This window comes from Caldimonas caldifontis (genome assembly GCF_002930615.1).
Classification (GTDB): domain Bacteria; phylum Pseudomonadota; class Gammaproteobacteria; order Burkholderiales; family Burkholderiaceae_C; genus Caldimonas; species Caldimonas caldifontis.
On the sequence record NZ_PSNX01000012.1, the window covers coordinates 15,935 to 37,736 of the forward strand.

General features: G+C 69.4%; 24 protein-coding genes. 12 read left to right on the forward strand and 12 right to left on the reverse strand.

From position 1 onward, the window contains the following. Positions 1–14 precede the first annotated feature (14 nt). Positions 15–965, forward strand: a complete 951-nt coding sequence (locus tag C1704_RS17820; RefSeq protein WP_104303204.1) for a GNAT family N-acetyltransferase — start codon at positions 15–17, stop codon at positions 963–965. 3 nt (positions 966–968) lie between these two features. Here C1704_RS17820 and C1704_RS13195 read toward each other — a convergent pair whose 3' ends face one another. Genes C1704_RS13195 through C1704_RS13205 form a run of 3 tightly spaced genes read right to left on the reverse strand, consistent with a single transcriptional unit; the run spans position 969 to position 2,490 of the window. Continuing rightward, a complete protein-coding gene (locus tag C1704_RS13195; RefSeq protein ID WP_104303205.1) occupies positions 969–1,904 on the reverse strand; it encodes a Na/Pi cotransporter family protein in 936 nt (311 codons plus the stop codon). 15 nt (positions 1,905–1,919) lie between these two features. Then, on the reverse strand, positions 1,920–2,141 hold the full coding sequence (locus tag C1704_RS13200) for an RNA-binding S4 domain-containing protein (RefSeq protein WP_104303206.1): 222 nt from the start codon (positions 2,139–2,141) through the stop codon (positions 1,920–1,922). A gap of 1 nt (position 2,142) precedes the next feature. Continuing rightward, positions 2,143–2,490, reverse strand: coding sequence for an FKBP-type peptidyl-prolyl cis-trans isomerase (locus tag C1704_RS13205; RefSeq protein ID WP_104303207.1), 348 nt, complete (start codon positions 2,488–2,490; stop codon positions 2,143–2,145). Between the two features lie 106 nt (positions 2,491–2,596). On the opposite strand from C1704_RS13205, the gene C1704_RS13210 reads away from it, so the two are divergent. From C1704_RS13210 to C1704_RS13220, 3 genes are read left to right on the forward strand one after another with little or no spacing between them, the layout of a single operon-like run. After that, positions 2,597–3,913 carry a sensor domain-containing phosphodiesterase gene (locus C1704_RS13210; protein WP_245876483.1) on the forward strand — a complete coding sequence of 439 codons (1,317 nt, stop codon included), beginning with the start codon at positions 2,597–2,599 and terminating at the stop codon, positions 3,911–3,913. 44 nt (positions 3,914–3,957) lie between these two features. After that, entirely contained in the window at positions 3,958–5,538 is a 1,581-nt protein-coding gene (locus C1704_RS17680) for a serine/threonine-protein kinase (RefSeq protein ID WP_211286936.1), read from the forward strand. Positions 5,539–5,546: 8 nt separating this feature from the next. Next, on the forward strand, positions 5,547–7,787 hold the full coding sequence (locus tag C1704_RS13220) for an ATP-binding protein (RefSeq protein WP_211286937.1): 2,241 nt from the start codon (positions 5,547–5,549) through the stop codon (positions 7,785–7,787). Between the two features lie 9 nt (positions 7,788–7,796). Here C1704_RS13220 and C1704_RS17880 read toward each other — a convergent pair whose 3' ends face one another. Together C1704_RS17880 and C1704_RS13225 are read right to left on the reverse strand one after the other, a co-directional pair. Further along, a complete protein-coding gene (locus tag C1704_RS17880) occupies positions 7,797–7,919 on the reverse strand; it encodes a hypothetical protein (RefSeq protein ID WP_259371320.1) in 123 nt (40 codons plus the stop codon). Continuing rightward, the gene (locus tag C1704_RS13225; protein WP_104303210.1) at positions 7,916–8,194 is read right to left on the reverse strand and encodes a GNAT family N-acetyltransferase; all 279 of its coding nucleotides are present in this window, start codon (positions 8,192–8,194) and stop codon (positions 7,916–7,918) included. The genes C1704_RS17880 and C1704_RS13225 overlap by 4 nt, the downstream gene beginning before the upstream one ends. A gap of 159 nt (positions 8,195–8,353) precedes the next feature. On the opposite strand from C1704_RS13225, the gene C1704_RS13230 reads away from it, so the two are divergent. From C1704_RS13230 to C1704_RS13255, 6 genes are read left to right on the forward strand one after another with little or no spacing between them, the layout of a single operon-like run. Next, a complete protein-coding gene (locus C1704_RS13230) occupies positions 8,354–8,707 on the forward strand; it encodes a hypothetical protein (RefSeq protein WP_419186805.1) in 354 nt (117 codons plus the stop codon). A 38-nt stretch (positions 8,708–8,745) separates the two neighbouring features. Then, on the forward strand, positions 8,746–9,813 hold the full coding sequence (locus C1704_RS13235; protein WP_104303212.1) for an aldo/keto reductase: 1,068 nt from the start codon (positions 8,746–8,748) through the stop codon (positions 9,811–9,813). Positions 9,814–9,817: 4 nt separating this feature from the next. Then, positions 9,818–10,303, forward strand: a complete 486-nt coding sequence (gene ybaK, locus C1704_RS13240) for a Cys-tRNA(Pro) deacylase (protein WP_104303213.1) — start codon at positions 9,818–9,820, stop codon at positions 10,301–10,303. A gap of 36 nt (positions 10,304–10,339) precedes the next feature. Beyond that, on the forward strand, positions 10,340–11,005 hold the full coding sequence (plsY, locus tag C1704_RS13245) for a glycerol-3-phosphate 1-O-acyltransferase PlsY (RefSeq protein ID WP_104303214.1): 666 nt from the start codon (positions 10,340–10,342) through the stop codon (positions 11,003–11,005). A gap of 15 nt (positions 11,006–11,020) precedes the next feature. Then, positions 11,021–11,371, forward strand: coding sequence for a RidA family protein (locus C1704_RS13250; RefSeq protein ID WP_104303215.1), 351 nt, complete (start codon positions 11,021–11,023; stop codon positions 11,369–11,371). Positions 11,372–11,395: 24 nt separating this feature from the next. Continuing rightward, positions 11,396–13,366 (forward strand): ATP-binding protein, encoded by a 1,971-nt coding sequence (locus tag C1704_RS13255; protein ID WP_104303216.1) that lies wholly within the window; start codon positions 11,396–11,398, stop codon positions 13,364–13,366. A gap of 3 nt (positions 13,367–13,369) precedes the next feature. Here C1704_RS13255 and C1704_RS13260 read toward each other — a convergent pair whose 3' ends face one another. The 7 genes from C1704_RS13260 to C1704_RS13285 all read right to left on the reverse strand — a co-directional run bounded on the left by C1704_RS13260 (position 13,370) and on the right by C1704_RS13285 (position 19,254). After that, positions 13,370–14,002, reverse strand: a complete 633-nt coding sequence (locus tag C1704_RS13260) for an L-threonylcarbamoyladenylate synthase (RefSeq protein WP_104303296.1) — start codon at positions 14,000–14,002, stop codon at positions 13,370–13,372. Positions 14,003–14,192: 190 nt separating this feature from the next. Beyond that, positions 14,193–14,702 carry a copper chaperone PCu(A)C gene (locus tag C1704_RS13265; protein ID WP_104303217.1) on the reverse strand — a complete coding sequence of 170 codons (510 nt, stop codon included), beginning with the start codon at positions 14,700–14,702 and terminating at the stop codon, positions 14,193–14,195. A gap of 33 nt (positions 14,703–14,735) precedes the next feature. After that, positions 14,736–16,067 carry a PepSY-associated TM helix domain-containing protein gene (locus C1704_RS13270; RefSeq protein WP_104303218.1) on the reverse strand — a complete coding sequence of 444 codons (1,332 nt, stop codon included), beginning with the start codon at positions 16,065–16,067 and terminating at the stop codon, positions 14,736–14,738. Between the two features lie 11 nt (positions 16,068–16,078). After that, a complete protein-coding gene (locus tag C1704_RS13275; protein ID WP_146076083.1) occupies positions 16,079–18,355 on the reverse strand; it encodes a TonB-dependent receptor in 2,277 nt (758 codons plus the stop codon). A 99-nt stretch (positions 18,356–18,454) separates the two neighbouring features. Beyond that, positions 18,455–18,868, reverse strand: coding sequence for a hypothetical protein (locus tag C1704_RS13280; protein WP_104303220.1), 414 nt, complete (start codon positions 18,866–18,868; stop codon positions 18,455–18,457). A gap of 24 nt (positions 18,869–18,892) precedes the next feature. Then, positions 18,893–19,054: a hypothetical protein gene (locus C1704_RS17590; RefSeq protein WP_170064699.1), complete on the reverse strand. Its 162-nt coding sequence runs from the start codon at positions 19,052–19,054 to the stop codon at positions 18,893–18,895. Between the two features lie 14 nt (positions 19,055–19,068). Next, on the reverse strand, positions 19,069–19,254 hold the full coding sequence (locus C1704_RS13285; RefSeq protein WP_104303221.1) for a type 2 periplasmic-binding domain-containing protein: 186 nt from the start codon (positions 19,252–19,254) through the stop codon (positions 19,069–19,071). A gap of 199 nt (positions 19,255–19,453) precedes the next feature. Between C1704_RS13285 and C1704_RS13290 the strand changes: the two genes are divergently transcribed. Both C1704_RS13290 and C1704_RS13295 read left to right on the forward strand, forming a co-directional pair. Further along, on the forward strand, positions 19,454–19,732 hold the full coding sequence (locus tag C1704_RS13290; protein ID WP_104303222.1) for an HU family DNA-binding protein: 279 nt from the start codon (positions 19,454–19,456) through the stop codon (positions 19,730–19,732). Positions 19,733–19,925: 193 nt separating this feature from the next. Continuing rightward, positions 19,926–21,800: a M48 family metallopeptidase gene (locus C1704_RS13295; RefSeq protein WP_104303223.1), complete on the forward strand. Its 1,875-nt coding sequence runs from the start codon at positions 19,926–19,928 to the stop codon at positions 21,798–21,800. Positions 21,801–21,802: the final 2 nt, after the last annotated feature.

The window sequence follows — 21,802 nt, forward strand, 5'->3', positions numbered from 1 at the left end:
CCCAGGAGCTTCTCTTGTCCCCGCACGCCGACCTGCCCCACGCCCAACCCCTTCGCGCCGCCGAACCCAATGAAGGGCCGGCCATCGAGGCGCTGCTGCGCGAGCATGCGCTGCCCACGGCAGGCGTGCACGAGCACCTGGCCGATTTCTTCGTGGCGCATGATGCTCGGGGGCTGGCGGGCTGCGTCGGCCTGGAATTCCATGGCGAAGGCGTGCTGGTGCGCTCGGTGGTGGCACGCACCGGCCACCAGGGACTGGGCGGCCAGATGGTGCGCGCCGCGCTGCGCCAGGCCCGCCAGCGCGGCGCCCAGTGGGCCGTGCTGCGCACCACCACCGCCGAAGGCTTCTTTGCCCAGCAGGGCTTCCGGCGCATCGGGCTGAGTGCCGTGCCCGTGGCCGTGAAGGCCTCCGTCGAGTTTCGCGGTGCCTGCCCGGACAGCAGCACCACGATGATCCGGGACCTGCGTGCCGGTGTGAGCCTGCGCACGGCCCGCGAGGACGACATGCCCGCCGTGCTCGACATCTACAACGAAGAAGTGCGCCACAGCACGGCGACCTACCAGTATGCCGAGCGCACGCTCGACGAGCAGGTGGCCCAGTGGCTGGCCAAGCGTGCCGACGGGCATCGCTTCTTCGTGGCGGTGACTGACGACGACCAGGTGGTGGGCTATGCCAACTATGGCCTTTTCCGGCCTCGCGAGGGCTGGCGCTTCACCTGCGAACACTCGGTGTACCTGCACCGCGACTGGCGTGGGCGCGGCCTCGGCAAGCTCCTGCTGCCGGCCGTGATGGCGCACGCACGCGAGAAGGGCTTCCACAGCTTGGTGGGCGTGGTTGATGCGGCCAATACCGCGTCGGTGAAACTGCACGAATCCCTGGGCTTCACCGTGGCCGGCGTGATCCGCGAGGGCGGCTACAAGTTCGATCGCTGGCTCGATGTGGCCTTCCTGCAAGCCACGCTCTGAGGGTCAGCGACTTGCGGGCAGGGCCCAGCGTTCCAGTCGCGGCGCGTAGGCGGGCAACAGGATCAGGAAGAGCGCACTGCTCACCACGTTGAACACGAGGTGGGCCACGGCCACCGCCATGTCCGGCGTGGGGGAGTGCTCCACGACCGTCTGTGCGAACAGCACGAGCACGGGCGCGAACATCAGCGCGCCCGCGAGCTTGAAGCCGGTGTTGATGACCGCCGTGCGGCGTGCCAGCGAGCCCATCGACAGCGAGGCGATCAGGCCGGTGACCGTGGTCCCCACGTTCGAACCCACGACGAGATAGACAGCCGCCTCGGGGGTGAGCACCTGCTGCTGCACCAGCACCACGGCCAGGCCGGTGGTGACCGACGAACTCTGCAGCACCGCCGTGATGACGATGCCGGCCATGACGCCGACCCAGGGGTTGCCGGCCTGCGCCAGCACGTCCAGCACCGCCGGGGTGTCGCGCAGCGGCGCGAGCGCCACACCGATGAGGTCCAGCGCGAACAGCACGAAGCCGAAGTAGAAAAGTACCTTGCCCGCAGGTTTCCAGCGTGCCGGGGCGGCGGCTGAGATGAGGGCGCCCAGGGTGAGGGTGACGGGGCCCAGGGCTGTGAGCTTGAGTGACACCAGCCAGGCCGTGGCCGTGGTGCCGACGTTGGCGCCCAGCAGCACGGCCAGGGCGCCGCGGAAACCCAGCACACCGGCGTCCACCAGCGCAATGGCCAGCGACGTGACGGCCGACGACGACTGGATGAAGGCCGTGAAGCCCGCCCCGAGCAGGGCGGCGCCGTAGCGGTTGGCCGTGGCACGGCCCAGCCACGCGCGCAGCCGTTCACCGCCGGCGGTCATCAACTCATGAGAGAACCCCGACAGACCGAAGAGGAAGAGCACCACGGCACTGAGGGCCGAGAAGATCCATTGCCACTCGGTCATGTCGGCGTCTGCTGGTCAGGCGGGAGCTTTCACGTGGATGCGCAGGTCATCGATCGCAACGACCTGCCCAGCCCGGATCTTGGCGGCCTTGCGCGTCTCGGCTTGCCCATCGACCACGACGTGGCCGGCCGCCACCAGGGCCTTGCCCTGGCCGCCGCTGTCGGCCGCACCCACGAGCTTGAGCAGAGCGTGCAGCTCGACGTGCTCGCCGCGCAGTTCGAAGTCGATGTCGGGCATGTCAGACGGCCAGCAGTTCGACGTCGAACAGCAGCGTGGCGTTCGGCGGAATCACACCGCCGGCACCACGGGCGCCATAACCCAGTTGGGGCGGGATGACGAGGCGGCGCGTGCCGCCCACCTTCATGCCCTGCACGCCCTCGTCCCAGCCGCGGATCACCATGCCGGCGCCCAGCGGGAAGACGAAGGGGTCGTTGCGGTCCTTGCTGGAGTCGAACTTGGCACCTTGCTGGCCGTTGTCGTAGAGCCAGCCGGTGTAGTGCACCGTCACGTTCTGGCCGGCGCGGGCTTCGTCGCCCTGGCCGGTCACGGTGTCTTCATACTGCAGGCCCGAGGCGGTCGTGATCATGGAAGTCCTTTCTGTGACGAAGGGGCGCAACGGTAGCACACGCAGCGCCAACGCAGACGGCATTCTCGGCCACAATCGAGTGACACCGGATTGCCAGCAACCCTCTGTGGACGACACCCCGCCTGCCCCTGTCCCGCCGACCCCCGTGGCGCCGGCCGACCCGGTGCTGGCGTTGCTGCAGACCGACCTGCAGCGCGCAGACGACGGCTGCTGGACGGCGCAGCATGGGCCCTACCGTCTGGGGACGCACTTTCAGGCCATCTACAGCCTGTCGCACCACCGCGCCGTTGGCCACGAAGCCTTGCTGCGTGCCCATGACGACCAGGGCCGGCCGGTGCCTGCGCCGACCGTGCTGGCGTCGGCCGGCAGCCCCGAGGATCTGGTGTACCTGGATCGCCTGTGCCGGCTGGTGCATGTGGCCAATTTCGCCCGGGCTGCCCGGGGCGACCAGTGGCTGTTCCTGAACATTCATCCGGCGGTGTTCGTGCATGCCCCGGCGATGGGTGCGGGACGCTTCATGGAGATGCTGCTGCAGCGCTTCGGCCTGGCGCCTCAGCAGATCGTGCTGGAAGTCACCGAAGACATGGTGGGGCGAGACCAGGACTTCGAGCGGGCGGTCGCGCAGGCCCGCGGTCTGGGCTGCCTGCTGGCGCTGGACGATTTCGGGGCCGGGCATTCCAACTTCGATCGCGTCTGGCGCATCCAGCCGGAAATCGTCAAGCTGGACCGCAGCTTCGTGCGTCGCGCGGCCACCGAGCCGCGCATCGGGCGTATTGCCATGCAGATGGTTTCGCTGCTGCATGCCTGTGGCGCCATGGTCCTGATGGAAGGCATCGAGACGCCGGAGGAAGCTTATCTCGCGCTGCAGGCCGACGTGGACTTCGTGCAGGGCTACCTCTTTGGGCGTCCATCGCCCCTGCTGCACCTGCCGGGCGAACCCCAGCCGCAGATTGACGCGGTATGGGCTCGCTTCGATGCGCAATATGACGCCGACAAGCGGGCCGAGCGAGACAGGCTGGCACCCTATGCGAACGCCATCGGGCAGGCGGCCACCTTGCTGCAGTCCGGGTTGCCGCTGGAAGCGTGCTGCCGGGAGTTCCTGGCACTGCCGGGCGCCGAGCTGTGCTACCTGATCGACGAGCAGGGCCTGCAACTTGAGCACAATGTCACCTCCCCGCACTTCGAGGCGCTGCGTTCACCCCAGTTCGCCCCGTTGCGCGATTCCCGGGGTGCGCGCTGGGCGCGTCGCCCCTATTTCCGCCGGGCCATGGACAACTTCGGCCGGGTGCAGGTGACCCGGCCTTATCTCACCGTGCATGGCGCCCATCTGTGCGTCACCGTGTCGGTCAGCCTGCGCTGGAAAGGGCAGCTGGTGGTGCTTGGAGGCGACATTGCCTGGGAGCCAGACCCTCAACTGGGGTAAGCTGGCCGCGCCGAGCGCTTGCCCGACAGCCCCGACACCCCGCCATGTCCTCGCTGCCGCCAGATTCTTCCTCCGAGCCGCTGCCTGGGGGGCCTCCTTCGACCCATGCGCTCGATGCGCTGCCGGTGGGTACGCGGCTGCACGAGTTCGAGATCCGTGGGGTGCTGGGGGTGGGGGGCTTTGGCATCGTCTACCGGGCCTGGGACACGGCGCTGGAGCGCGAGGTGGCCATCAAGGAGTATCTGCCGTCGGCCCTGGCCGGCCGTGGAGACGGTGCCGAGGTGTCGCTGCGCTCCGCAGCCCATGCCGAGACCTATGCCACCGGCCTGCGCTCCTTCGTCAATGAGGCCCGGCTGCTGGCGCGCTTCGACCATCCCGCCCTGGTCAAGGCCTACCGCTTCTGGGAGGACCATCGCACCGCCTACATGGTGATGCCGTGCTACCACGGTCGCACCCTGCAGGACGTGCGGCGGGCCATGGATCGCCCCCCGGACGAGGCCTGGTTGCGGGCCCTGGTCGAACCGCTGCTGGGCGCTCTCGAGGCGCTGCACGCCCAATCCTGCTTCCACCGCGACATTGCGCCCGACAACATCCTGTTGCAGCCCGATGCCGCCGATCCGCTCGGGCCGGGGCGGCCGGTCCTGCTCGATTTCGGGGCGGCACGGCGCGTGATTGCCGACCGCACGCAGGACCTCACGGCCATTCTCAAGCCGGCCTTTGCGCCCATCGAGCAGTATGCCGAGGTGAACCACCTCCACCAGGGGGCCTGGACGGACCTCTATGCGCTGGGTGCGGTGCTCTACTACTGCCTCAGTGGCAAGGCCCCGCCGGCGGCCACCGCACGGGTGGTGCGCGACGACATGAAGCCCGCCACCGAGGTCGGGCGGGTGCTCGGCGAGGCTTTTCCAGGGCTGCGCTACAGCCCTGCACTCCTGCAAGCCATCGACGCGGCCCTGGCAGTGCGGCCCGAGGACCGACCGCAGAGCGTGGCCCAGTGGCGCGCGCTCTGGGAGGGCGAGGCCTTCGACCTGGAACTCGCACCGGCCCCGGCGGTGAGTGCGAGGGCGGCCCCGCCGCCGCCTGCCGCCCCGGCGCCAGGCGACTGGGCCTCCACCATCGTGCAGGAGGAGGACGACCTCAGGCCAGCCGGGCGCGCTGCATGGGCGGGGCGCAGGCTGGCTCTGGCGCTGGGGGCTGCGGTCCTGGTGCTGGGGGGCATCTTCTGGGCCTGGCTGCAGCCGAGAGGCGCACCACCCGTGATCCCGGAACAGGCGGTCACGTCACCGCCGCCAGCAATCACCGCGGCGACGCAATCGACGCAGACTGCTGAGGCGGCTGCGCCTTCCCGGTCCGCTCCCCCTGCGACGCCTGCACCCGCGGCAACCCCTGCGGCCCCGGCAACCCCGACGCCGCCTGCGACCACGCCCGCCGCCCGCGTGGCGCCGTCCACGCCCGCGGTCGCCAATGGCCCGTCCAGCCCCCGCGAGGCGTGTGGGCGCCGGGTGCTCCTGGCGCTGTGGCGCTGCCTCGAACAGCAATGCGCCACGCCGCGCTTCGCTCAGCACGCCCAATGCCGGGAGGTGCGTGAATGGCGCGAACGTCAGCGACCGGAAGGGGCACTATGAGCCCGCCGGTGTCGCTGTCCGAAGGGCGGGCCGCGATGGCCCTGCCGGAGGTCGGCATGGCTGCTCCTGTGACGGTGCTGGATCCGCAGCAGCTCGAGCAGCGCATGGGTCGGCGCCTCTTCTGGTTTGCCGTCCTGACCAGCATCCTTGGCGCCCTGGGCCTGGGCGCTTACCTCTGGTGGCAGGGGGCGCCACTGTTGAGCGCCATCCTGGGCACCTATGCCCTGGCCGCCGTGGGCGCAGGAGCGGTGGTCTGGGTCACCGGACGCGCCTACCGCGGCATCGCCGGTCTGGTCGTGGCCCTGGCGCTCACGCTCACGGCACTGACCTGGCTCATGGGGGGGTTGGCAGCGCCGACCGTGTGGTGGCTCGTGCTCCTGCCGCTGATGTGGATGCTTGCGGGCGCACGCCGGGAGGGCGTGATACTGGGAGCCGTGCTGCTGGCCGTCCTGGCCATCACGCCCTGGGGGGTGAGCCTGCTGGGCCTGCCCGACCTGTCGCCGACGCGGCCTGAAGAGCGCACGCTCAACGGCGGGGTGTGGGCGGCCTGCGCGCTCGTGTTGTTCGGCGCTTTCGTGCTCTACGCCCTCAAGCTGAGGCGCAAGCTCCAACGCGAACTCGGTCTGGCCCTGCAGGAGTTGCAGCGCTCGCGTGACGAGGTGCTGGCTGCGTCGCAGGTCAAGGCCCGGTTCCTGGCCAACATGAGCCATGAAGTGCGCACGCCCATCAACGGCATCCTCGGGGCCATCGAACTGCTGCGGGCCACCGCGCTCGACGCGCGCCAGCAGCAGATCGTCGCGCTGCAGCGCCAGAGCCTGGACACCCTGATGGCGCTGGTCAATGACGTGCTCGACTACACCAAACTCGGGGCCGGCCGCATGGAGATCGAGGCGGTGGAGGTGGACCTGCGCGAGCTGGTCTTCGATGCCCTCGAGCTGCACGCAGCAGCGGCGCACGAAAAGGGGCTGGAGCTGACCCTGGGCATGGCGCCCGAGGTGCCGACGGTGGTCCGGGTCGATCCGACACGATTGCGACAGATCCTGGGGCATCTGGTGTCCAATGCCGTGCGCTACACGGCCCGTGGCGGCGTGCATGTGCAGATCGGTGTGGCCCCGGAGGGCTTGTCCGAGGGGCGGGCCCGGCTGCGCCTGGATGTCCATGACACCGGCATCGGCATCCGCCCGGAGCAATTGCCCCGGCTGTTCGAGGCGTTTTCGCGCAGCGATGAATCCACCACCCGGGCACCGGGCGGCACGGGCCTGGGCCTGGCGATCTGCAAGGAGCTGGCCCAGCTGATGGGTGGGTCGGTGTCGGCGCGCAGCACCCCCGAGAAGGGCTCGACCTTCACGCTGGAGCTCACACTTGACCACATCGAGCAGCCGCCGGCAGGCTTGCCGCCCGGGGTGCCGTTGCACGTGCTGGTGGTGGCCAACTACCTGCGTCTGGTGCAGCATGTCGAGGCGGGCCTGCGCGAATTCGGCGTGAGCTACGAGATCCGGCCCGTGCCCCCGACGCAGGCCGAGTTGCAACTGCTGCGCGACCGCGGCGTCAATGCCATCCTGCTCGACGAGAAACTGCTGGGGGCGAGGGGCCATGACCGTCTGGAGCAGATGGCGCGCGAAGCCGGTCTGCCGGTACTGCTGATGCGCGGCGTGTCCAGCGACACCACGATGGGCATGCTCGATGGCGTGTTCGTGCTGTCCAAGCCGGTGCGCCCACACGCGCTGCACGACGGCCTGCGGTGGGCGCTGCACGCGCGGCGCCACAGCGGCCGGGCAGCGCTGGACCCACCGGTCGCACCGCCACCCACCTCCGAGCGTCCGGCCATGACGGGGCGTGTGCTGCTGGTGGACGACAACCCTGTGAACCAGGTCATGACCCAGGCGATGCTGGAGCGGCTGGGCCTGGCCGTCGTGGTGGCCGGGGACGGGCAGGAAGCGCTCAGGCGGTTTGCCGAGCAGACCTTCGACGTGGTGCTGATGGACGTGCAGATGCCTGTGATGGACGGCCTCACCGCCACGGAGAAGCTGCGGGCCATGGAGCGCCATGCCGGACGGGGCCGCACGCCGGTGGTGGCCGTCACCGGCAACCCCGAGCCCGAAGTGCGCCAGCGGGGTCAGGTGGTGGGCATGGACGACTTTCTGGGCAAACCCTTCACGCTCGACCAGTTGCAGCGCATGCTGTTGCGCTGCCAGCCCGAGCTCCTGCCCGAGCGGGCCACGGCCCCGGGCGACCTCGACGCGGTCTGAGGAGGCGCTTCAGAAACCTGCGCGAGGGGTGGCCAGGACCGAGAACAGTCGCACGCCCTCGTCCCCCTCGAACCAGAACGACAGCACGGCCTGTGCTTCGTCGGGGAGCGCGCACCCGTGGTCGGGCCTCATGGCGCGCGCAGCCTCTGAGTTTCAGGGTGGCGTTCCATGTAGAGCGCCACGTAGGAGCACAACGGATTGACCTTCAGCCCCTGCTCTTTTGCATGATCGAGCGCGGCCTGGACGAGATGGGCCGCGACGCCACGCCCGCGCAGCGCCGACGGCACCAGGGTGTGGGTCATGTGCATCACTCCGTCAGAGAGTTGGTACTCGGCCACGCTCAGGTGGCCATCGACCAGGCTTTCGAAGCGCCGGGCGGTGTCGTTGTGGATGACCTTCACGTCCATGGGGTCGGCAGGGTGTGGAATCGGTCTGCCATGGTGCCATGTCCGCATGAGTGTGAGGAAAACAGGGGGTTTTTCGATGGACACACTCACCGCCTTGCGCGCACCATGGACGCCGTGGATCCGAACCGGAGCTGAATGACGGTTCGGGCACGGAGGTGCATGATGAACGAGCTGACGAACCCGTCCTCATCCGCTCATCCGCGGTTTCGCACACTGCTCTACCGCTACTGGTTCTTTGCCTGGCTGTTCCGCGACGTGGCGCGCGGCAACGTCTTCGAGCGCTCGGCGGCATGGCGCCACAATCGCGAGCAGGCCCGCTGGCTGCCCACCTACATGCGACGGTGGTTGACGCTCGGGGCGAGCTTCTTTCTGGTTGGTGCGCTGATCGAACTGGCCGGCGGCGCGGCCTTGCTGGCCGCGCTGTTCTTCGTGCCCTCAGCCCTCAGCGTGCCGGTCAATGCCGTGATCAGCGTGGCCTGGCTGGGCCTGAAGCTGCTGCCACACCCGCTCTAGCACTGCAGGCCACACGGCTCTTTGGCACACTCGGGGTCATGAGCACTCTGACCCCTTCGCGCACCCTGGGCCGCAGCGGCCTGAACGTCACGCCCATCTGCCTGGGCACCATGACCTTCGGCCAGCAGGTCGATGAGGCCACCGCCCACCGCATCCTTGATCGCTCGCTCGAGCTGGGCATCAATTTCCTGGACGCTGCCGAGATGTACCCCGTGCCGCCCTCGGCTGAGCGCTATGGCGACACCGAACGCATCCTGGGCAGCTGGTTCGCCTCGCGCCCCGGCGCACGTCAGAAGGTGGTGCTGGCCAGCAAGGTGGCCGGCCCGGTGCGCGGCTATGAATGGATCCGCAATGCCAGCCCCGATCTCAAGACCTCTGACATTCTGAAGGCCTGTGATGACAGCCTCAAGCGCCTGCGCACCGATGTGATCGACCTCTACCAGATCCACTGGCCGGTGCGCAACGTGCCGATGTTCGGCGCCATCTACTTCGACCCGGCCCGCGAGAAGCCCGGCTCGTCCATCCACGAACAGCTCGATGCCCTGGGGCGCCTCGTGCGCGAGGGCAAGGTGCGCGCGATCGGCTTGTCGAACGAAACCCCCTTTGGCGTGGCCGAGTTCGTGCGGGTGGCCGAGCAGCACGGCTTGCCCCACATCGCCACCGTGCAGAACCCGTACTGCCTGGTCAACCGTTCGGTCGAGAACGGCCTGGACGAGGTGATGTACCGCCACGGGGTGTCGCTGCTGGCTTACTCTCCACTGGCCTTCGGTCTGCTCACCGGCAAGTACGACAAGGCCGGCCTCACAGGCGGCGCTTCGGGGCGGCTGGCCGAGTTCGAATCGATGCGCAAGCAGCGCTGGGGCCGCCCTGAAGCGCTGGCCGCGGCGCGGCGCTACAACGCGCTGGCCCGCGAGCATGGTCTGTCGCCCACGCAGATGGCCCTGGCTTTCTGCTATACGAAATGGCAGGTGACCAGCACCATCATCGGCGTGACCAGCGTGGCGCAGCTGGAGGAAGACGTGGCCGCCTGGGGCACCGTGCTCTCGCCTGAGCTGCTGGAAGCCATCGACCGCATCCGCTGGGAGATGCGCGACCCCGCCCAGTGATTCCATGGCTCGCCACGTCAGCGAAACCCCTGCCACCCAATGGCTGCGCCGTCAGGGGGTGAGCTTTTCCGAACACGTCTACGACTACGTCGAGCATGGCGGCACGGCCGAATCGGCGCGTCAGCTCGGTGTCGATGAGCACTCGGTGATCAAGACCCTCGTGATGCAGGACCAGGACGCCAAGCCGCTCATCGTGCTGATGCACGGCGACCGGCAGGTGAGCCTGAAGGCCCTGGCGCGCGAGATCGGCGTGAAGAAGGTCGAACCCTGCAAACCCGAAGTGGCCGAGCGCCACAGCGGCTACAAGGTGGGCGGCACCTCGCCCTTCGGCACGCGCAAGGCGATGCCGGTGTACGTGGAGGCCAGCATCCTGGACCTGCCGCGCATCTGCATCAACGGTGGGCGCCGCGGCTACCTCGTGGGGATCGATCCATCGGTACTTGTCCGCGGTCTGGGCGCGCAGCCGGTGCGCTGCGCCGGTGCAGAATAGGCGCCTGACACATTCCGGAACATTCTCAGACCTTCCATGGAGACTGCCTACTCCCTGGCCGCCATCGTGGCCGGCTACCTGCTCGGCTCGTTGTCGTTTGCCGTCATCATCAGCCGGCTCATGGGCCTGCACGACCCACGCACCTACGGCTCGGGTAACCCTGGTGCCACCAATGTGCTGCGCTCGGGCAACAAGGCGGCGGCCATCCTGACCCTGGCCTTCGACGCGCTGAAGGGTTACGTGCCAGTGGTGCTGATCCTGCTGTTCGGTGAGCCCTACGGGCTGGGCGCCGGCACGGCCGCCCTGGTGGGCGTGGCGGCTTTCGTCGGGCATCTCTGGCCGGTGTTCTTCAAGTTCGAAGGCGGCAAGGGCGTGGCCACGGCGGCTGGTGTGCTGCTGGGGATCAACCCCTGGCTGGGGCTGGCGACACTGCTCACCTGGGTCATCATCGCGGTGTTCTTCCGCTACTCCTCGCTGGCCTCGATCACCGCAGCCGTCTTCGCTCCCTTCTATCAGCTGCTCATCTGGGGGGCCGGGCCGGTGGCGGGGGCCGTCCTGCTGATGAGTCTGTTGCTGATCTGGCGTCACAGTGCCAACATCCGCAAGCTGGTGGCCGGCACCGAAAGCCGCATCGGTCAGAAGGCCGCCCCGGGTGCCGCGGCGCCGGCCGGCGGGGCACGGCACCAGCGCAAACGCCATTGAAGAGAGGGCACGGTCATGGTGCAACGCTTCCACGTCGGCGAGCGCCTGTCGGAGATCGCCGTGCACAACGGCACGGTCTACCTGGCCGGCCAGGTGCCCGATGACGCCACCCAGGACATCCGTGGCCAGACCACGCAGGTGCTGGCCATGATCGACCGCCTGCTGGCCGAGGCCGGCAGCAGCAAGGCGCGCATCCTGATGGCGCAGATCTTCCTGGCCGACATGACCGACTTTCCCGGCATGAATGAAGTCTGGGATGCCTGGATCGGCGAGGTGCCGGGCCACGCGCCACCGCGGGCGACCGTGCAGGCCCAACTGGCACGGCCCGAGTGGCGCATCGAGGTGGTGGTCACGGCGGCGGCCTGAGCCGCCGGTGACGCAGGGAGCAGCATGGGGCCGCACGACGACGCATCCGGCCTGCAGGCTCCCGACTCGGGGCTGACCCGCTCGCCCGCACTGCTGCGCCACGTCTTCGAGACGAGCCCGGACTGCATCACGCTCACCGAGCTGAGCACCGGCCGCTACGTGATGGTGAATGCAGAATTCACGCGCATCACCGGCTACGAACCCCAGGACGTGATCGGCCGCACGTCGGTCGAACTGGGCATCTGGGTGGATCAGCAAGATCGGGATCTCCTGGTGCAGGCGATTGCCCGCGATCAGGCCGTGCGCGACCTGATGGTGAGTTTCCGTGCCAAGAACGGGACGGTGCTGAGGATGCTCGTCTCGGGCTCGTGCTTCGAATGGGATGGCAAGACCTTTCTCGTGCTCAATGTGCGGGATGTCTCGGCGATCGAGCGCACCCGGCAGGAACAGCAGGCTATCTTGCAGAACGCATCCATCGGCATCGCCTTCACGCGCGACCGGGTCTTCCTGCATGCCAACCCACGCATGGAGGAAATCTTCGGCTGGCCCCTGGGGACGATGACGGGCCAGCCGGGGTCCGTGGTGTGGTGCAACGACGAGGACTACCAACGCATCGGCCGGGAGGCCGGGCCTGTGCTGGCGCGCGGCGAGGCCTTCGAGACCGAATCGTTGATGGTGCGGCGCGACGGCGGCACGATCTGGTGCCGCGTGCGCGGTCGCGCGGTCGATCGCGTACGGCCCGCGGAGGGGGGCACCATCTGGATCGTCGAGGACATCACCGAGCGCAAGCGCTTCGAGCAGGAGTTGTCGGCCGCGCGCGATGCTGCGGAGGCGGCCAGCCGCGCCAAGAGTGCCTTCCTGGCGAACACCAGCCATGAGCTGCGCACGCCGCTGCACGGCCTGCTGGGCATGGCCCGCCTGGCCTTGCGCACCGACATCGACGAGCAGCGTCGCTACGACTACCTGCAGCGCATCCATGAAAGTGCCCAGGTGCTGCGCGATGTCATCAGCGACATCCTGGACTTCTCCAAGATCGAGGCCGGCCAGCTCGACATCGAAGTGGCGCCTTTCGACCTTCCGGCCCTGCTGGCCGCCCTGGAGCGCACGCATGGTGAGATCGCTCAGTCCAAGGGGCTGAACCTGCGCCTGCAACTCGCCCCTGACCTGCCGCTCACGGTGCGGGGCGACGCGGTGCGTGTGCGTCAGATCCTGGGCAACTATCTCTCCAATGCCATCAAGTTCACCGATCGGGGCGAGGTCACCCTGGCGGCGGCGCGTGCCGGGGAGGGGCGGGTCCACTTGAGCGTGAGCGATACCGGGCCCGGCATTGCGCCGCAGCAGCAGGTGCGGCTCTTCCGCCCCTTCAGCCAGGGGGATGTGTCCACCACGCGTCGCTATGGCGGGACGGGTCTGGGCCTGTCGATCTGCCGCGAGCTGGCCGAACTGATGGGCGGCACGGTCGGCGTGCACAGCGAGCCGGGGCAGGGCAGTCGTTTCTGGGTTGAGCTGCCCTTGCCCACTGCCGAAGATGTGCCACGCACGCCCTCGGTGGACGAACAGGCGCCTTGCCTGAGCGGACGGCGCGTGCTGCTGGTGGAGGACAACCCCGTCAACCTGCTGATCGGCGTGGCCATGCTGGAGCAGTGGGGCCTGGACGTGGCCCACTGCGGCGATGGTCGTGCGGCCATTGCCGCCGTGCAGTCGGCGGCCCAGGAAGGCCAGCCCTACGCCGTGGTGCTGATGGACCTGCAGATGCCCGTGATGGGGGGCATCGATGCCGCGCGTGAGCTGCGCCGCCAGTTCAGCGCCACCGAGCTGCCCATCATCGCGCTGACGGCTGCGGCGCTGGTGTCCGAGCGCGAGGCGGCCGCAGCGGCGGGCATGAACGACTTCCTCACCAAGCCGCTGGATGCGGTGGTGTTGCATCGCATGCTGTGCCGCTTCCTGCATGCCGACGACAGCGCGCAGGCATCGACGCGGACGGCATCGGACTGACGATCAGTCGATCTGCAAGCCCAGGGAGCGCGGGTCGCCGCGGCCTTGACGCACGAGCGTGGGCTCGGCCGCGCTGAGATCGATCACGGTCGTGGCTTCGGCGGGGCACGCGCCCGCATCGACCACGGCCTGGATCTGCTTCTGGAAACGTTCCCGGATCTCGTGCGGGTCGTTCAACGGGGTGGTTTCACCGGGGGCGATCAAGGTGGTGGCCAGCAGCGGCTGGCCAAAGACCTCCAGCAAGGCCTGGGTCACGCGGTGATCGGGGACACGCAGACCCACCGTGCGTCGCGAGGGGTGCGACACCCGCCGCGGCACTTCCTTCGTGGCCTCCAGGATGAAGGTGAAGGGCCCGGGCGTGGCCAGCTTCATCAGGCGGTACTGGCGGTTGTCCACGCGGGCGTAGCTGGCCAGCTCCGACAGGTCACGGCACAACAGCGTGAGATGGTGCTTCTCGTCCACCTCCCGGATCCGTCGAAGGTTCTCGGCCGCCGCCTTGTCGTCGAGGTGGCACACCAGGGCGTAGCTGGAGTCGGTCGGGATGGCGGCAATGCCACCCCCATGCAGGATCTGCGCCGCCTGCTTCAGCAGCCGGGGCTGCGGGTTGTCAGGATGGACTTCGAAATACTGGGCCATGGCGACATTGTCCTCTCCCATCGACAATGGTGCGCCATGAAGCCCACCGAACCCGTCTGGACCCGGCTGCCGGGATTCGATGCGCAGGCGGCGCGAATGGGGCTGGGCTCGCGCGGCGAAGGTCACTGGATCTGCTTCCAGCGACCCTGAGTCTTCGCCGGGCGTGCCGGATCGCGGGCGGCTTCGACGCTCAGTGCTTGTGGTGGCCGCCGGCGTCATGGCCCTTCGCGGGCGCGGCACGGACGGCTTCCACCTGCACCTCGACCGTGACGGTGCCCGCCTTCTCGAAGGTCAGCACCAGCGGCAGCTTCTCGCCCGCCTTCAGCGGTGAGGCAAGGCCCATGAACATGATGTGCAGGCCGCCCGGCTCCAGCGCCACGGTCTGGCCGGCCGGCACGTCGATGGCAGCCACTTCGCGCATGCGCATGATGTTGCCTTCCATGCGCATGCTGTGCAGTTCGGTGCTGGCCACACGGTCGGCCGGCGCGGCGGCCGACAGCAGGCGGTCGGCGGTGGTGCCGCGGTTCTCGATCTTGAGGAAGGCCCCGCCGGCCTTCTGGCCGGGCACGGTGGCACGGGCCCAGGGGTGGTCGATGGCCAGGTCGCCGACGCGGTAGTCATGCGCCATGGCGGGCAGCGCCAGGGTCAGCGTGCCGGCGACGATCAGCAGCGTGCGGCGGGTGAGGGACAACAGCTTCATGAACACTCCTACGGGTTGAGAATGATTGTGAACTCAGGCCGTCACACGGGGTGAGCGGCGACGCAACAACACCATCAGGCCTTCGGCCATGCCATAGACCAGCAGGCTCCAGGCGAACACCGGCTGGGCCCAGGCCAGCGCGGCCATCAGCAGCCACAGGCCCACCGGCACGGCACGCCAGCCGGACGCCGGCATCGTCGGGATGGGCAACCAGCCGCTGGCGGGGCGGCGCAGCCAGGCCATGCGCAGGCCGGAGACCACCGCGCCGACACAGCCCAGCGCCACCAGGATCAGCACGGCCTGGTTCCACAGGCCGAACTCGCCGCGATGGAAGGGAATGCCCACCGCGGTGGCGCGGGCCATCAGCGGCATGTCGTCCCAGCCTGCGGCGAACAGCGCGTGCCCACGGTAGGCATCCAGGGCCAGCACGAAGCGGCGCGTGGGCTGGCTGCGGTCGAAGTTCTCGGCGCGCCACACCCCTTCGGGGCCGCGCGGCGGCGTCAGCATCATCGCAATGTCGGGCGCCTGCGAACGCGCCGCGTCCCAGGCGGCCTGCCAGGTCAGGGGGGCGCGGCCGTCGGCGGGCAGGGCGCTGGACAGGTCTGCCGGTGGCCGCAGCGCCGACTGGCCCAGGGCTTGCTGCGCGGCGCGGAAGCGCTCGCCGGTGTGGGCCGACCAGGTGAGGCCGGTGACCAGGATCACCGCCAGCACGGTGCTCATCAGTACTCCACCGGTGGTATGCCAGCGGCGCCATTGCAGCCGCTCAGGGCCCGGGCCGCGCAGGCGCAGCGACGCTCCCAGCGCGCGCAGGCCGCTGCGTGGCCACCACATGGCCAGGCCGGTGAGGAGCATCACCAGCAGCCAGCTCGCGGCGAGCTCGATCAGCCAGCGCCAGCCTTCGCCTTGCAGCAGCGAGGCGTGCAGCTTGCGCGCCCAGTGGCGGTAGCGCTGCATTTCGTCGAGCGCGCCCACCACCTCGGCGGTGTGCGGGTTCACATAGACGATGCGCCCGGCAGGCAGGCCATCGGTGCGTGCGACGACGGCGGGGTCGGCGCCAAAGTGAACCTGGGTGGTGTCGCCCGGTCGGTGGGCGGGCACGACGAAGCGCAGCGGGCGCGAGGCCTCGGTTGCCTGAGCCGCAGCCACCTGGGCCTCCAGCGGCTGCAGGCCTGCGGTGGGTGCAACGTGGTCGAGATGGCCATGGCGCAAGGCTTCGACTTGCGGTGTGACAACATAGAGCAGTCCCGTGAGGGCGGCGACGATCACCAGCGGGGCCGTGATCAGGCCGGCCCAGAAATGCAGTCGCCAGAAGATGCGGTGCAGCGCTGCGCGTGCAGTGGTCGATGTGTGAGAGACAGATGTCATCGCGGCCTCGCTCACTGGGTCCAGCGCAGCTCGGTGTGCAGCGTGCGGCCGGGGTAGGGGTGCGACTGCCAGGCGCGCTGGTCGGTCAGGTTGTCGATGCCCACGGCCCACTCAAGCTGGGGTTGCAGCTTGACGCTCGCGCGCCAGTCGAGCTGCGTCACGCGCGAGACGCCGCCGTAGACATCCGGTTGCACGTCGAGGTTGTAGACGTCGTTGTAGGCGCGGCCGCTGTAGCGCAGGCCCAGGCTGGTGCGCCACAGGTCGTTGGGGCGCCAGGCGGCCAGCAGTGCGCCGCGGGACTTGGGCACGCGCAGCCAGTAGGCGCCCACGCTGCCGGGGTCGCGGGTGTTGGCGGTGACGATGCTGCGCGTGAAGGCCAGATGCCCTTCCAGGTCCAATCCGCGCACGAAGACGTTTTGCTGCATCCCCACGAACTCGATGCCGCGGGTGCGCACACGGTCGACGTTGGACACGCGCGTCACGCTGGGCACCACGGTGGTGTCGCTCTGGCGCAGGATGGCATCCTTCACAACGTCCTGGAACAGGGACACGCGCAGACGGTGTGCCACCCCGCTGTGCTCGGCCGAAAGTTCGACGGCGGTGGAGCGTTCGGGCCGGAGGTTGGGATCGCTCACGATCACGCTGGTGCCGGTGGCCGTGCCGTTGTAGAGCTCTTCGACGTTGGGGAAGCGCACGCCGTGGCCGGCACTGGCCTTGAGCAGCCACTCGGGTGTGGCCCACCAGGCCAGCGAGGCCTTGGGCGAACGGCCATTCAGGCTGCGTTCGCCATAGACGGTGGTCACGCCGTTCGAGGTGAGCTGTTCGCCATCGTGGGCGCGGAAGCGCTCGACGCGCAGCCCCAGCGTGAGCTGCAGGTCTTCGCGCAGGGTCCACACGTCCTGCGCGTAGGCGGCGGTGATCTCGGTGCGGCCCCGGTAGTACTGGGCCCGCGTACCGCCGCCACTGCGCCAGTCACTCACGTTGTCCACGGTCTGATCCAGCCGGTAGCCATTGCGGTGCAGCCCGAAGGTCAGGGCATGGTGCCCGTCACCGAAGTCGCCAGGCGTCGGGGTGTAAGCCGCCTGTGCTTCCATCGTGTGCCAGCCGGTGCCGTCGCGGCGGGTGAGGGTGCCCGGGCCGCCCAACGCGGCCACCGGGTCGGGTTGGCTGGCCTGGCGTGCATCGTCGCGGCCGATGCGGTAGAGCGAGGCCACCAGCGAGCCGTTCCAGCCGGTGGCGTGGCGAGTCTTCACCGTGAAGCCCGATTGCCAGTGGGCTTCATCGCGCTGCGATGGGGCGAAGGCCGTGGTGGGAATCGTGTACTGGTAGGTGCCGTCGGTCACGGTACCGGACCACACCGGGTTGCCGTTGACGTCGCGCAGGAAGGTCCGGTTGCGGGTGACGGAGTCGTTCACCCAGTAACCCACGAAGGCGCTGGCCTGCAGGGTGGGCGTGAGGTCCTGGCCCACCTGCAGCTTGATCGTGTCCTGCTGCGTGCGGTCGATGGCGCCGCTGTTGGCCCCGAAAACGGCGCGCGGTCGGCCCAGTGGATCGGTGTCGTAGCGGATGCCGGTGACCGGCGTGCCGGCCGTGCCGGGCGTGAGCGTGGTGCTGGTGTGGTACTGCATCGGCTGCGAAGTGCTGTCCTGGTGGTTCAGGTGCAGCGCGTACCACAGACCGCTGTCCAGCCGCGAGGCGATGCGTGCGCTGAACTGGTGGCCGTCGTAGTGGCCGCTGTCGCCATAGGCTGAGAACTGCTGGCGGTGGCCGCCCAGTCGGGCCGAAGCCTCGAAGCCCTGCGGAACGCGCTCGTGCACCACCACCGTGGTACCGATGGAGTTGCCGGGGTAGAGCGCCGAGTAGGGTCCGTAGAGCATGTCCACCCGCTCGATGGATTCGGGCGTGAGCATGTTCCAGCGCGGCGCATCGAAGCGCCCCAGGAAGTTCGACAGCAGGTAGCCGTCCACATACACCAGCGCCCGCGAGGGTTGCAGGGTGCCGAAGTTGCGCCCGCCGATCAGCGCATTGCGGTCGCCGATGTAGCGCTTGCGGATCGTGGTGGCCGGCAGGTAGCGCAGCGCGTCCTCGGGGTTGACGAGGTTCTGGTCGCGCAGCTGCTCGGCCGTCTTGCTGGCCGTGGTCTGCGGCAGTGTGGGGTCGAGTTCGGCGCGCTGGCCGGTGACGACCACCGGAGCCAGCGAGGTATCGGTCGCCACGCCCTGGGCGAGGGCGAGGGAGCAGGGGGCTGCAGCGGCCAGTGCCGCAGCAGACAAGGCAAGGGTTCTCACGAAAGATCCTGAACGAGAGGGAGCGCCCCACAAGGGCGGGAGCGCGGACAAGGCCCGGGCAGACCGGGCCCCGCGAACGAACGGGCGATCAATGCCGGTTCAGTTCAGGATCGGAGGGGCGTGGTGCAGACGTGCGGCCCACCGGGCCGCGGCATCGAGGGCCGCACGCGGCGGCGCCGTGGCCGGCGGGGGCAGGCCCGCGAGTGAGGAGGGCAGGGTTTCGATGGTGGGCGAAGGGCCCGGGGCTGCATAGGCCACCACGCCGGTCAGCACGCAAGGGTCACTGCCGGGGGCGGCGCTGTCGGAATGGCTGCCGTCGTCCAGGTCGGCGGCGTCGCCAAGGACCTGGCCGGCGGCGTCCAGCACCACGGTCTTCACGCCATAGACCGTGCACACCTCCACCAGCGTCTTGCCCTGGGCCTGGGCTGCACCCACGGCCAGCAAGGGCAGAGCGGCCTTGAGCAGCAGCATCAAGGCCAGCCAGCACAGGCTCAGGCGGTGGGGCGACAACATGGGGTCGGATTGTGCCTCAGCCGCTCAAGGGGCGGCCCCGGGCAGCTGCAGCCGGGAGCGGGCCAGCTCGTCCTTCAGCCTGCGTCGCAAGGCCTGGAGCGGCGGCCAGTCGTGCAGGGTGGGTGGGTAGACCAGGCACAGCGTCTGGGTGTGGCCGGCCGGCAGGCTCAGCGGCGACAGCCGCACCAGCCGGCCGTCCTTCAGGCGTCGGCCGCCTGCAGCATGAAGCCTGCATCGTTGAAGGTCGCCACCTCCTGCACCGTCACGCGCACCCCCGCCTGGGCGAACCAGCGCCGCCAGAGGTCGCCGTACCCCAGCAGAGGCTCGTCGGCCAGCGCCGCATCGCCGCGGCCGCGCAGTCGCTGCGCCGCCGCTGGCGCGCCCACCAGGCGGCCGGGCGCGAGCGACTGGACCGGGCCCGCCGCGGCCTGGGAGACGGGGCCGCCTGGTGGTGATCGACACGGTTGGTGGGTTTTGTCACAAATTGCAAGTCCAGGGCCATCCCAATCCATGCCATAGTGCACCCCCTCGCGCCTGGCCTTGTGCCGGGCGCTCGACCGTGGACCCAAGACTAGGAAGCATTTGATGACCAAATCCGATCTGATCGATGCGATCGCCGCCGATGCCGACGTGAGCAAGGCCTCTGCCCAACGCATGCTCGACGCCGTGGCCCAGCACATCACGCAGGCCCTGGCCAAGGGCGAGACCGTGGCCTGGGCCGGCTTCGGCACCTTCGCGGTGTCCGAGCGTGCCGCCCGCACCGGCCGCAACCCGCGCACCGGCGAAGAGATCCAGATCGAGGCCTCCAAGGGCGCCAAGTTCAGCGCCGGCAAGGCCCTGAAGGATGCACTGAACGGCCGCTGAGCCGCTGGCGGGGCCCTGGGCTTCGCCTCTCTCGCACCGACAACGGCCGGCTTCGCTGGCCGTTGTCGTTTCCAGGTGTGACAAAGTGGTCGGCCCTCGCCGTTCGGCGGGCCCTGCGGGCCGGCCATCGGCCGCGTGTCTGAGGCCGGCCAGCCTTTCTTAAACTGGCCTGCCGGAACACGCCACCGATGCCATGGAACACGTGGATTTCATGCACCTGCTGCGCCTGAGCGAGCAGGCCTGCGAGTCCGATGCCAAGGGCTACCGCCGCAGCGTGTGGTGGTTTGCGGTGCTGGGCTATGCCGTGGTCATCGTGCTGGCGCTGGTGGCTGTGGGCGTGCTGGGTGCGGTGGCCTGGGCCGTGGCCACTGGCCGCCCGGGCGGCTGGATGATCTGGCTGGGCCTGGTGGCCCTGGCCCTGCTGTGGGTGACGGTGCGCGCGCTCATGACACGCTTTCCGGCGCCCGAGGGCTACCGGGTCACACCTGAAGACGCTCCCGAACTGTTCAAGGCCATCGAACGCTTGCGCCGTGCGGTGAAGGGCCCGCCCATCGACGAGGTCGTGCTCGATGCCAGCTTCAACGCCGCCATCCTGCAGCGGCCTCGCCTGGGGTGGCTGGGGCACACCAACCACCTCATCATCGGCTGGCCACTGATGTGTGCGCTGGAGCCGCGCCGGCTGCTGGCCGTGATCGCCCACGAGTACGGCCACCTGCGCGGCGAGCATGGCAAGTTCTCGGCCTGGATCTACCGCACGCGCTCGGCCTGGTGGCGCCTGCAGCAAAGCTACGAGGCCGACGAAGGACCGGTGCCCTGGCTGGTGCGGGGCTTCCTGTCGTGGTATGTGCCGCGCTTCAACGCGCGCACCTTTGCGCTGGCCCGCCAGGACGAATACGAAGCCGACCGCGTGGCCGCCCGCCTGTGCCGCCCCGAGGTGGTGGGCCAGGCCTGGGTCGAGATCGAGATCAAGTCGCGCTGGTACCACGAGGTCTACTGGCCGCGCCAGTGGCAACGTGCCCTGAAGGAAGAGCGCCCCGACCCCATGCCGCATGCCGACATGGCCAGCGGCCTGCTGCATGGGCCCGACGAAGCCTACGCCACGCGCGCCTTGCGCGAGGCCCTGGCGCGCCTGCCCAGCTATGACGACACCCACCCGGTGCCGCGCGACCGCCTGGCCGCGCTGGGCGTGCGCCCGGAGGTGCCGACCTGGTCCAAGGCGCCTTCCATCGCGCTGCTGGGCCGTGCCGCGCCCCTGGCGGCGCGCCACTTCGACCGACAGTGGTGGCAGGACACGCGTCGCGACTGGGAGCACCACCACCGCCATCTGCGCACCTGCCGTGACCGTGCGCGCGACTTCCGTGCGCGCGCTGCCGACCTGCAGGCCGATGAGTGGGTGGACTGGGCCGAGTGCCTGGAGCAGCTCGGCCGCGACGACCATGCGGCCCTGTACGAGCAGGCGCTGGAACGCGAGCCCGGGCACGCACGCGCCCTGCTGCGCCTGACCATCGCCCGCCAGGGCAGCACCCATCCCGAAACCCTGGTGCTGGCCGAGCGCCTGCAAGCCCGGCACCCGCAGCACGGCTACGCCGCCTGCCGGCTGGCGCTGGACCACCTCGACCGGCTCGACCACACCGGCAGCGACCTGGCCCCGCGCGACCCGGCCGTGCGCCGCACCTGGCGCGAACGCCTCGCGCACTTCGAGAAGCTCGAAGCCAGCGCCTGGGAATCGGTGACGGCCACCAACCCCTGCGAACACCTGGTGGCGCCCGACTGGACCGAACTGGAGCGCCGCTACGTGATCGACGAACTGATCCGCCTGCGCGAGGTGTCGGCTGCCTGGGTCGGTGGCAAGACCGTGCCCGAACTGCCCGGCCGGGTGTACCTCGTGCTGTTCATCCAGATGCGCCGCACCGACGAGGCCCGCGGCCACGAGCTCGTCCAGCAGCTCATGGAAAGCCTGCCCTTCCCAGGGCGTCTGCTGGTGACGGTGGTGGACCTCTTCGTGCGCGAGGCTGATGTGCGAGGGAGTGCGGCGCAGGCGTTCTATCGGCGCCAGCGCAGCCGCTGACT

Bases quoted from the DNA above. Each gene is read 5' to 3' on its own strand.
- C1704_RS13195 (WP_104303205.1), bottom strand. From the start codon at position 1,904: ATGACCGAGTGGCAATGGATCTTCTCGGCCCTCAGTGCCGTGGTGCTC.
- C1704_RS13200 (WP_104303206.1), bottom strand. From the start codon at position 2,141: ATGCCCGACATCGACTTCGAACTGCGCGGCGAGCACGTCGAGCTGCAC.
- C1704_RS13205 (WP_104303207.1), bottom strand. From the start codon at position 2,490: ATGATCACGACCGCCTCGGGCCTGCAGTATGAAGACACCGTGACCGGC.
- C1704_RS17680 (WP_211286936.1), top strand. From the start codon at position 3,958: ATGTCCTCGCTGCCGCCAGATTCTTCCTCCGAGCCGCTGCCTGGGGGG.
- C1704_RS17880 (WP_259371320.1), bottom strand. From the start codon at position 7,919: ATGAGGCCCGACCACGGGTGCGCGCTCCCCGACGAAGCACAGGCCGTG.
- C1704_RS13225 (WP_104303210.1), bottom strand. From the start codon at position 8,194: ATGGACGTGAAGGTCATCCACAACGACACCGCCCGGCGCTTCGAAAGC.
- C1704_RS13230 (WP_419186805.1), top strand. From the start codon at position 8,354: ATGATGAACGAGCTGACGAACCCGTCCTCATCCGCTCATCCGCGGTTT.
- C1704_RS13235 (WP_104303212.1), top strand. From the start codon at position 8,746: ATGAGCACTCTGACCCCTTCGCGCACCCTGGGCCGCAGCGGCCTGAAC.
- ybaK (WP_104303213.1), top strand. From the start codon at position 9,818: ATGGCTCGCCACGTCAGCGAAACCCCTGCCACCCAATGGCTGCGCCGT.
- plsY (WP_104303214.1), top strand. From the start codon at position 10,340: ATGGAGACTGCCTACTCCCTGGCCGCCATCGTGGCCGGCTACCTGCTC.
- C1704_RS13250 (WP_104303215.1), top strand. From the start codon at position 11,021: ATGGTGCAACGCTTCCACGTCGGCGAGCGCCTGTCGGAGATCGCCGTG.
- C1704_RS13255 (WP_104303216.1), top strand. From the start codon at position 11,396: ATGGGGCCGCACGACGACGCATCCGGCCTGCAGGCTCCCGACTCGGGG.
- C1704_RS13260 (WP_104303296.1), bottom strand. From the start codon at position 14,002: ATGGCCCAGTATTTCGAAGTCCATCCTGACAACCCGCAGCCCCGGCTG.
- C1704_RS13265 (WP_104303217.1), bottom strand. From the start codon at position 14,702: ATGAAGCTGTTGTCCCTCACCCGCCGCACGCTGCTGATCGTCGCCGGC.
- C1704_RS13270 (WP_104303218.1), bottom strand. From the start codon at position 16,067: ATGACATCTGTCTCTCACACATCGACCACTGCACGCGCAGCGCTGCAC.
- C1704_RS13280 (WP_104303220.1), bottom strand. From the start codon at position 18,868: ATGTTGTCGCCCCACCGCCTGAGCCTGTGCTGGCTGGCCTTGATGCTG.
- C1704_RS13290 (WP_104303222.1), top strand. From the start codon at position 19,454: ATGACCAAATCCGATCTGATCGATGCGATCGCCGCCGATGCCGACGTG.
- C1704_RS13295 (WP_104303223.1), top strand. From the start codon at position 19,926: ATGGAACACGTGGATTTCATGCACCTGCTGCGCCTGAGCGAGCAGGCC.